Source organism: Mesorhizobium sp. M1A.F.Ca.IN.022.07.1.1 (assembly GCF_003997575.1).
Taxonomy (GTDB): Bacteria; Pseudomonadota; Alphaproteobacteria; order Rhizobiales; family Rhizobiaceae; genus Mesorhizobium.
Map to the genome: position 1 here is coordinate 1 of NZ_RZST01000655.1, position 1075 is coordinate 1075.

The 1075-nt window shown below is 63.1% G+C and carries 1 protein-coding gene; it reads right to left on the reverse strand.

The annotated features are described in order from the left end of the window. Nucleotides 1–180: 180 nt before the first annotated feature. Nucleotides 181–1075: aromatic ring-hydroxylating dioxygenase subunit alpha (locus tag EOA75_RS33155; protein ID WP_164747770.1), on the reverse strand; the 895-nt coding region annotated here is incomplete at its 5' end.

The following is a 1075-nucleotide window of genomic DNA, read 5'->3' on the forward strand; positions in this document are numbered from 1 at the left end:
CCCGCCGGCTACACTCCCCGTAGAACGGGGAGTGTAGCCGGCGGGTGAGGGGCAGCGCCAGCTTGCGAGATTTAGTTCAGACGCTCCCTGAGGTTCGGGAGCCAGAGCCAATTGTGAGGCGCTTGCACTGCCCGCCCTTCGGGCACCTTCTCCCCGTGTAACAGGGAGAAGGGAAGACGCTCACCCCTTCGACCGCAGCGCGTCGTTCAATCCCCACATGTCCTTTTCCTCCGGTGCGGTCTCCAAGTTCAGCACCGGCACCTGCCTGCGCAGATGGTCGTGGTGGGTGCGCACGCCATATTCGAGGTCGGAGAGGTAGAAGCCCCCGAACGCCTCGGAGAGCATGGATTCGTTCGACCAGACGGAGAGCTGGACATCCTCGTTCATGGTGTCGCGGTCGATGCGGTAGGCAAGGTAGCGCGCCGCCGCCTGCTCCCGCGTCTCGTCCTTGTAGCGATAGATCGCGCCGCGCAGCAGCGTCTCGCCGGTGGACAGCGGGAACTCCTGATAGAACTGCACCGATTCCGGCATGATCGACAGCGCGTTGTTGGGGAAGATGCCGTAATAGATCCAGGCTTTGCGCAGATGCTCCGGCAGGTGCGTCGGCTCGGGCGCTATTTTGATGTACTGGTTGACGCTCCAGCGCCGCCCGGCATGCGGGTTGTAGGTGGCGAAGGACCGCGACACGCCGTTGACGAAGGGTTCGTCGAAATAGGTCGCGCCGTAGAGGTCCTGCAGCGCCGGATGCGCCATGGCGACGTGATAGCCCTCATTGTCGACGTCGCGCACCGATTTCCAGTTGACCGGTGATTTCTGGGTCCAGATGCCCAAGCACGGCACCATGTCGGCAACATTGTAATGGGCGATCTCCGCCTCGATCGGCTTCAAGAGTTCAGCCACGGAAGGCTGCGGGCCACCGTTGCGGAAGCGGATGAAGATGAAGCCCATCCAGACTTCGAGATCGAGCGGCATCAGCCCGAACTCGGTCTTGTCGAGTTCCGGGAAGGAGCGCGGACGGGCAGCCCCCCGCAGCGTGCCGTCGAGATTGTAGACCCAGCCGTGGAACGGGCAGATC